Here is an 8,449-nt window from a genome sequence, read left to right on the forward strand (position 1 = left end):
ATACGTTTAACCGACGGCTCTGTCGGCGGCCGTTCGAATTGCTTCGATATTTGCCCTGTACGCTTCGACGCCGTCCTTGAAGACGGCGGCGCCCGCCACCAGCACATTGGCCCCGGCCGCGGTCACCAGCGGCGCCGTTTCGGCCGAAACGCCGCCGTCGATCTCGATACGGATCGGTCGGCTGCCGATCAGCGCCTTGACCCGTTTCACCTTGTCGACGATCGCCGGGATGAAGGCCTGTCCGCCGAAGCCCGGATTGACGGTCATGATCAGGATGAGATCCAGCCGGTCGAGCACATATTCGATCGCCGTTTCCGGCGTCGCCGGGTTGAGCGAGACGCCGGCCTTCTTGCCAAGGCTCTTGATGGTCTGCAGCGAACGGTCGAGATGCGGCCCGGCCTCGGCGTGAACCGTCATGCCGTCGCAGCCGGCTTCGGCGAAGGCGGCCAGGTAAGGATCGGCCGGCGCAATCATCAGATGGCAGTCGAAGAAGGCCTTGGTGCGGCTGCGGATCGCCTTGATCACCGGCGGGCCGAAGGTGATGTTGGGCACGAAATGGCCGTCCATCACGTCGAGATGAATCCAGTCGGCGCCGGCCGCCGCGACGGCCTCGACCTCGTCGCCGAGCTTGGAGAAATCCGAAGCCAGCACCGATGGCGCGATCAGGGTCTTCTTGCTCATGGCGCAAATTCTCCCGGCAGTCCTGCGCGCGTGGCCGCGCCTGTCAGGGCGATTGCCTAGAGCAATTCCAGGAAAAGTGCGAGCGGTTTTCCGTCTGGAATTGCGTCAAAACAAGGAGATAGAGCGGTTCGCCGTTTCCGTGAAACGGTGAAATGCGCTAATGCATGTCGCGCAGAAGTGTGCAGCGGTTTTGCGATAACGACATGCATGAAGACAAAGGCTTAAAGCGCGTCGCCTGAATCCGCTTCAGCGCGACGCGCTAGACCATGATCCGGCCAAGGGGAAGCATGTTTTCGATGGGCGCACTGGCCCGCCTGCCACAGGGCAGTCTTCGATGTGGAAAAGAAAACCCGCCGGATCGCTCCGGCGGGTCTGGGTCTTCAGCCGCAAGATTACGGCTTGAAGTTCTGGATGTTGGCGCCCGCCGGATCCTGCAGCACGCGCCGCGGCTGGCGCTGCGGCACCAGTTGCTGCAGCACGTTCGGGTTGAGCAGGATGCCGGGGTTGATCTCAATGCCCGGCCGCCTGCGGATCGGCGTGCAGTCCGGGAACCGTCCGGCCGTGCCGACCGGGCAGCGCCGCTTGGTCAGCACCGGCTGGCACTGGCCGTCGATGTAGCGCGAGCCCGGCGCGCATTCCTGTTGCGGCTTGCGGCAGGCGCCGTCGCGGATTTCGGTCCCACGCGGGCAGACACAGTCGCCCCGCTTGTTGTGGACCTGACCGCGAATGGTGCACTGCTCCTGCTTCGGCTTTGGCGGCCTGCAGGCCTTGCCCCGCACCTCCAGGCCGTCCGGGCAGGCGCAGTTGCCGTTGGCGTCGCGCACCTGGCCGCGAATCGGGCATTGCCTCGACACGATCGGCCGGCAGGCGCCGTCACGGACTTCCGTGCGGCTCGGGCAGACGCAATCGCCATCGGCGTTGCGGGACTGGCCCCGGATGCGGCACTGGGCGGGCGGCTGCCTGTCGGGCACGCAGGCCTTGGCCACCCGGTCGAGATGCGTGCCGTCCGGGCAGGTGCAGCCATTGCCGTTCGAAGTCGGCACCGCGCCGCGCACCGTGCATTTCGGCGGGATGACCTGGCAGACGCCGTTGACCAGTTCGCCGCGGCGGCAGACGCAATTGCCGTCCTGGTCGCGATACTGGCCGGGACGCAGCGTGCACTGCCGCTCCTGCGGCTCTTCGCCCCGCACGCATTTGCCGTTCTCCAGCTCCGTGCCGCGCGGGCAGACGCAGCGTCCGTCCGCTGTCCGGATCTGGCCCTGCAGCAGGACGCAGCGCGGCGGCACGGGCAGCGGCAGGAGCTTGGTGCCTCCACCGCCTGAGCACTGGCCGTTGCGGAAGGTGGTGCCGTCCGGGCAGACGCAACGGCCGGCCGAGTTCAGCACCAACCCGTCCGAGCACTGGTTCTTCACCTCATGCCTGATGGTGAAGGGATGGCACGCATAGGCCTTGCCGCGATCGCCCTGGTTGGTGGTCAGGTCGCGCGACAGCACGTCGCCGCCGCCTTGCACCGGCGTGTTCGGAGGAAGCACGCCGACGCAGTTCTGTCCGTTGACCGTTCCCTGCAGATCGGCGAGGCGCCCGTCCTCGGGAAGGATCACGGTGACGTGGTGGGTGTGGCTTTCGCCTGCCCCCAGCGTCAGGTTGGCGATGCAGGATAGAGGCAGCGTCGTCGGCTCCGGCGAGCAGCCGAAAGGCGGATCGATCGAGGAGATCTGAACACCTTCCAACCTGCCGAGCCCTTCCACGCCGATCGCATCGCCGATGCGGACCGGACCGGAGAAGGGGTTCGGCCCACCATTCGTGATGGTGATCTCGAACGAGCAGGGTTCTCCCGGCTGGCACTCGGCATCGCCGGTCTTCTCGACGCGGATGGTCGAGGCGCCGCCGCCCTTCGCGCAAGCTTGGCCGATCGGGTAGACGATGTCGTCGCCCGGCGCCGGCCCGTAGGAGCCGCGCGCGCAGTTCTCGAACGCGCCATTGCCGCTCACCGTCACGTCGAAGTGCCTGGAGGTTCCGGGCGTCATCACGGCGCTGGGAATCTGGCACGACAGCGTGTTGGCAGGCACCGGTCCGCAGTTCCATTCCGGGCCGTCCGGGGCGACGGTCTGGATCTGCACCGGCGCACCGCCCGACACCAGGGCCGCGGCATCGTTAACCCGCACCGGTCCGGTGGGGGCCGCGGTGCCAGCATTGCTGATGGTGATGCGGCAAGCGACCATTCCGGCGCGCACGAGCTGATCGCCGCTGCAGGTCTTGGTGATGCGCAGGCCAGGCTGGCCGCCATTCGGATGGCGGATGCGTTCGGTGGCGCAGGCCTTGTTGTTGGCGAGGTCGACCTCGCCGGGAATGGCCTTCACCTCAGCGCAGTTCTCCACCGTGTCCGGCCGGTAGTTTGCCGGCATCACCGCCTTGACGACGATCGGCGTCGACGCGCCCGGAGGCAGCGAGATGCCGGCATTGTCGCAGCGGAACTGTCCGGGCCCGTTCGGGCCACAGGTCCAGGGCGGGCTCGGCCCGAAGGTCGACGAAGTCGGCGCGCCGCTGGGGTAGGTGTCGATCACCGTCAGCGGCCCGTTATAGGTGCTGGTGCCGTTGTTGATGATGTCGATCACGAAGGTGCACACGCCGTCCGGCGTGCAGACCGGTACGCGGGCGCGCTTCTTCAGGATCAGGTCGACCTTCTTTTCGACCGGCGGGTTGCACTGCGGATCGCGGTCGCCACGGCGGCAGATCGGGATCGAAGCGCAGCCGCGGTCGTTCTGCTGGCTGCCGAACAGCGGCTTGCCGCTGGCCTGGTAGTCATAGGCGGCGCAGTTGCGCAGCACGCTGCCCTGCCACCCGCCCGCCGGCTTGAAGCCGAGCTTGAGGTTGACGGAAGCGCCGGGGTTGAGCGTGGTCGGCGGATACGTGCAGGTCATCGGCGTCGTGCCGGGCACGCAGACCCAGGGCGCGTTCGGCCCGGAGGCCAGCACGGAGCCTGCCGGCAGCGTCACCTCGTCGAGCACGATCTTGCCGTTATAGGGCGCGTCGCCGACATTTGTGACGGTGATGGTGAAGTCGCAGCCGCCGGCCATCGTGCAACGCGGCACGTCGGCATGCTTCTCGACCTTGAGGTCCGGCTCCTTGTCTTTCGGCGGGCATCTGAGGTCGCGCGGGATAAGGATGTCGATGACCTGCGTGCAGCAGAGCCCCCAGCCTTCCTTCGGCCCGGCATACGTTTCGATGCCGGTGACGACGAGGTGGATGACCTCGCCGGGCGAAGCGCCGATGATCTTCCAGTTCAGCACGCCGCCGCCGACCGGTACCTTCTGCGTGTCGGGAACGATGGTGATGCCGGGCGTCGTCGTCGACACCTGCACCCACTTGCCGCCCATCTCCGGGCCGACCGGCATGTGGTAGATGAAGGCGCCGCCGCCGGGCACGCAGTCGACCGTGCCGTGCTCGACCTTGAAGCATTCCTCGCCGGGAGGTGGCGGCGGGTTGCACTTGGTGACGTCGATATGGATCGTCGTCTTGGCGCCGGTCAGGAAGTCGCCGTCGTCCGGCTTGCTCGGATCCTGCGACGGGATGACGGTCCCCGGGCCGCCTCCCATAGTCACCTTGATCTGGCCCTGGTTGTCGACATTGGCCGGCGCGGGAAACGCCGCCTGGTCGATCTTGGCCAGGATGCTGAAGGTGATGATGCGTTCGTTCGGCGCGCCCGAACCGTCGAGATCGTCGGTGGAAATCCGGAAATCGGACACCGTCGCCGTATCGTCGGGGTTGGCCGAGCTGCTGATCGTGGCCGCCGGCAGCGCTCCGCCGCCGGCATCCGTGCCGTCGCCGGCCACATTCACGTTGACGATCTTCAGGCCGTGCGCAAGCTGGTCCTTGAAGTCGATCCTGGCGTTCTTCAGTGCGTTGGCCAAAGCCGGATTGGCGAAGGCTTGCGCATTGCCGCGCAGGCCGAAGGTCAGCGTGTAGTAGACATAGTCGCAGCCGCGCTGGCCGCCCGTCTTGGTGAAGAAGGGCACGATGCGGCCGGGTTCGGGGTTGACGATGCGCGGATTGTCCAGGTCGAGCCTGGGCTCCGGTCCGGCGACTTCGGTGAGCTTGGCCGGAGCGGTGTCTTCCGCGAGCGCCGGCAGCGCCGGCATCATGGCGACCGCGATACCGGCCGCCATCAGCCAGCGCGCGCCGCGCCTGGCGTATGACAGGGGTTTCATGATCTTCTCCATGACTGTTTTCGTGTTGCGCGAGGCGAGGTGGGAAAGGGCGAGATTTGTCATCTGTCCCTCCCTCAACGTTCGCAGCTGACGGCTGGCGTTCTGAGCGGCAGCGTCACCTTGCAGCAAGGGTAGTAGCCACCCTTGTTCTGGTCGGACTTGCGATAGAAGCAGAACCCGACATTGACGGTGTCGCCAGGATCATGGCCGGTGATGTCGACCGTGTAGGGCTTGCCCGGGACATGCGACATGGGGGTTGTCACCCCGACGCCGCGCGTCCTGGACCGCGCCTTGATCGAATCGCCGCCGAAGCCGGCATGGTCATGGAGATAGAGTTCGGCCCGAAGTCCGCGCGGCGTGCAGTAGTAATGCACGTCCTCGACATCGACGCAGGGCGGCAGGTTGCCGGGCGGCGGGAAGTCGGGCGGATAGAACGGAGGCAGATAGCCGCCGGGGATTTCCTCGTAATAACCGGCGCGGCCCTCGCAGGGGCGCCAGACCCTGACGTCGCCGACATGGCCTTCGATCTCCGGGTCTTCGAAATAGCCGTCGAAGTCGACGAACCAGGAGCCGAAGGGCGGCACGTTCGCCGGCTTGACCAGCGCGCTCGGCGTCAGCTGCACGCCATGCACGGCGAGCGGCCCGCCGGCGGCGAGCCGCTCGGCAAGCTCGGGATTGTCGCGCAACTTGTCGCCGGTATTGACGACGGTGTCGGTGCAGACGCTGGTGTCGATATTGCCGTCGGCATCATAGCCATACTGCAGGTCGACGCCGCCGGCCGACTGTCGGTTGCCTTGCGGGAAGCCGACCGCGTATTCCTGCGGCACCTCGACCCAGGCCGATTCCGTCGCCGGATCGTCCGGGTCTTCCTGCCAGTAGCGGATCAGCTCGCCTTTGCCGGAATCGGCGAAACGGCTGTAATCGTAACGGTTTTCGACCGGGCCGCGCTGGGCGAGATACATGAAGCCGTTGTTGTCGAAGGCTATGTCGGTGACGGCGTAATCCTTCTCGGCCTTGACCGTCAGTTCCCAACGCGGATCGCCGGCGAACGTGCCGTCGCGCGCAATGCCGACCGACCAGATCTCGGATTTTTCGCCGACCGAATAATAGAGCCGGCCGCCGTGATAGGAGACCGCCCAGACACGGCGCTCGTCCTGCGTATAACCCCAGGTCTCGGGGTCTTCGGTACCGAAGGCCGCGCCCTGGATGTCCATAACCGCGCCATCGTCGGCGACGGGGCCAAGCCCATGCGCCGGGCGGCCGGCGACGCCATGGTCGAACGTGTCGATCAGATGGCCGTCGGCGTCGATGCGATGGATCAGGCCGGTGTCGATATCCGAGGCGAAGAACTGGCGGTGGATGGGATCGAAGGCGAGGTTGCCGATGCCCGGTCCGCTATTGGTGTCGATGTCGGCGAATTTCGAGACGGCGCCCGTGATGCCGTCGATCTTCCAGATCGTGCCTGGACCGCCGCCATTCTCGGTGCCGAACTGGCCGCCCATGAAGGTGGCGCCGGCGGCGCCGCGACGCTGCCGCTCCGGACGCCCGTCGTCGTCGGCGTCCGGCGTGACGATCTCGACGCCATGCAGCGAGGTCGCGGCGGCATAAAGATTGGGAATGCCCGACGGCACGCCATCGCGTACGCCGTCGTCATAGGTCAGTCCGAACACCTCGCCGATCTGCCCAGCCGTCACCTCGAAGGGCGGCGGCGTGAAGACGAGCTGGCCCGAGGCAGGCCCGCCGAGATGCGAGACGTCGAAAATGCGCAAGGATGCCCGCGAGGTGTCGATGAAGGTCTCGTCGACCGGGTCGGTGCCGGGCGGCAAGCCCTGGTCGAAACCGGGGATTATGGTGCCGGGGAAGCCGGTGACTGCCATCGATCCAGGATAGATGATCTGGGTTTCCTGCGCCTTCGCCACGCCGCCGAGCCAGAGGCTGGCGGACAGCGCCACGGCAAGAATTCCGCTGGTGGATGCTATTGCGCGGCGCAGACGGCCGCCACGAGAACGCAGAAACGAGCCGCGAGCGCCAGACATTGAACTCCCCCCGAAGCCGCAGGAAGGAACATCCGGTCTTGTCGCGCCAACCAGGGCAAGGCGCGGCGTTGCGGCACGTTCTTCCCCGATCGAATTGTCTGCTTTCCTCTTGGTGACGATACGCCTGCGCCTATGCAGGGTCAACGGAATCAGCCGAAAGCCCAGCGCGTCGACCCCTTCCCGAAGGCGGTGATCGCGCTGGACTCCCGTTGTTCCCGGAGACCGCGTAGTCTCTGGGTTTCTGGTCATGGGGCTTCCCTTTCCGGGCCGCATCATTGCGGCGCCTGGCCATCAGTCGCTGTCAGGCAGGGAAAGGTTCATTTGAGGATAGCGGGACGGAAGCGTTCCCCGGCCGCCGGGCGTCACCAGATCCAGTCGCCCCGGCCGAGCGCCGATACCGCCTCGACGATGTGGGTGAAGCTCGTTCGTGCCCGGCCGACCATATGCCGGGCCCTGAGATAGCCATGCACAAGGCCCGGCTCCTCGAACCAGGTGGCGTGTCCGCCGGCCGCGACGATGCGGTCGCGATAGGCCTCGCCGTCGGACGACAGCGGGTCGCACTGGGCGGTGATCAGCACCGTCGGCGGCAAATTGGCGAAATCGGCGTCGGCGAGCGGGTAGAGCGTGATATCGCCGGTCCGGTCCACGCCGCCGGTGCGGATATGCTTGTAGAAATCGAGGTCGCGCACCGTCAGCATCGGCGCCTCGGCATGGGTGACGTAGGAGCCGCGCGAATGGTCGCCGCCAAGGCCGGGATAGATCAGCATCTGGCCGGTCGGCTTCTTCGCATGGCCGCGCGTCGCATGCGCTGTCGCCGCGCAGAGATTGCCGCCGGCGCTGTCGCCGCAAAGCACGACAGGGCGGTCATAGGTCCTGGCGGCCCATTCGAAAGCGTCCATCGCGTCGTCGAAGGCGGCCGGATGCAGATTTTCCGGCGCCAGCCGGTAATCGACCGAGACCACCTCGAAGCCGGTGCGGGCGCAAAGCTCGGCGCAGACATCGTCATGGCTGTCCAGCCCGCCCAGGATGAAGCCGCCGCCATGGAGATAGAGCACCATGGCGGCATTGTTCGGCGTGGCGTTGCGGTAGATGCGGATCGGGATGCCGTTGGCGATGCTTGTCGTCTCGGCGGTCACGCCTTGCGGGTAGCCGGCAAAGAACTCCCGGCACATCCGGTCATAGATCGCGCGCTGCTCTTCGATCGTGTAGTCGATCGTATCAGGCGGGTAGTAGGAGTTGGTCTTCTCGATGAAGGCCCAGGTCTCGGCGTCGATGAGGGTTTTATAGTCGGTCATTGCGGTTGGACCGACTGGAGAGGTTCAGCCCGGTCACCCCCCTCTGGCCTGCCGGCCATCTCCCCCGCAAGGGGGGAGATCGGATGTCGCATTTGCCTTCGCCAATCTCCAGCGGGGAAAGGTGAGCGCCGGCGCCGACACTGCCAATCTCTCCCCTTGCGGGCAGGGGAATCGCATATGGCGTTTTTTGGGGTTGAGTTTAGGCTGAGAAAGGATTCTTTGGAGAGGC

General features: G+C 66.2%; 4 protein-coding genes. All 4 read right to left on the reverse strand.

Annotation, left to right across the window (positions count from 1 at the left end):
- Nucleotides 1-6: 6 nt before the first annotated feature.
- Nucleotides 7-681 (reverse strand): ribulose-phosphate 3-epimerase, encoded by a 675-nt coding sequence (rpe, locus tag FJ418_RS29660; RefSeq protein ID WP_140871745.1) that lies wholly within the window; start codon nucleotides 679-681, stop codon nucleotides 7-9.
- Between the two features lie 392 nt (nucleotides 682-1,073).
- Nucleotides 1,074-4,952 carry a DUF11 domain-containing protein gene (locus FJ418_RS29665; protein WP_140871747.1) on the reverse strand — a complete coding sequence of 1,293 codons (3,879 nt, stop codon included), beginning with the start codon at nucleotides 4,950-4,952 and terminating at the stop codon, nucleotides 1,074-1,076.
- 11 nt (nucleotides 4,953-4,963) lie between these two features.
- Nucleotides 4,964-7,201, reverse strand: a complete 2,238-nt coding sequence (locus tag FJ418_RS29670; protein ID WP_181167143.1) for a hypothetical protein — start codon at nucleotides 7,199-7,201, stop codon at nucleotides 4,964-4,966.
- An 86-nt stretch (nucleotides 7,202-7,287) separates the two neighbouring features.
- Nucleotides 7,288-8,220 (reverse strand): alpha/beta hydrolase, encoded by a 933-nt coding sequence (locus FJ418_RS29675; protein WP_140871751.1) that lies wholly within the window; start codon nucleotides 8,218-8,220, stop codon nucleotides 7,288-7,290.
- Nucleotides 8,221-8,449 lie beyond the last annotated feature (229 nt).

Source organism: Mesorhizobium sp. B2-8-3, from assembly GCF_006440815.1.
Taxonomy (GTDB): Bacteria; Pseudomonadota; Alphaproteobacteria; order Rhizobiales; family Rhizobiaceae; genus Mesorhizobium.

Bases quoted from the DNA above. Each gene is read 5' to 3' on its own strand.
- rpe (WP_140871745.1), bottom strand. From the start codon at position 681: ATGAGCAAGAAGACCCTGATCGCGCCATCGGTGCTGGCTTCGGATTTC.
- FJ418_RS29665 (WP_140871747.1), bottom strand. From the start codon at position 4,952: ATGACAAATCTCGCCCTTTCCCACCTCGCCTCGCGCAACACGAAAACA.
- FJ418_RS29670 (WP_181167143.1), bottom strand. From the start codon at position 7,201: ATGATGCGGCCCGGAAAGGGAAGCCCCATGACCAGAAACCCAGAGACT.
- FJ418_RS29675 (WP_140871751.1), bottom strand. From the start codon at position 8,220: ATGACCGACTATAAAACCCTCATCGACGCCGAGACCTGGGCCTTCATC.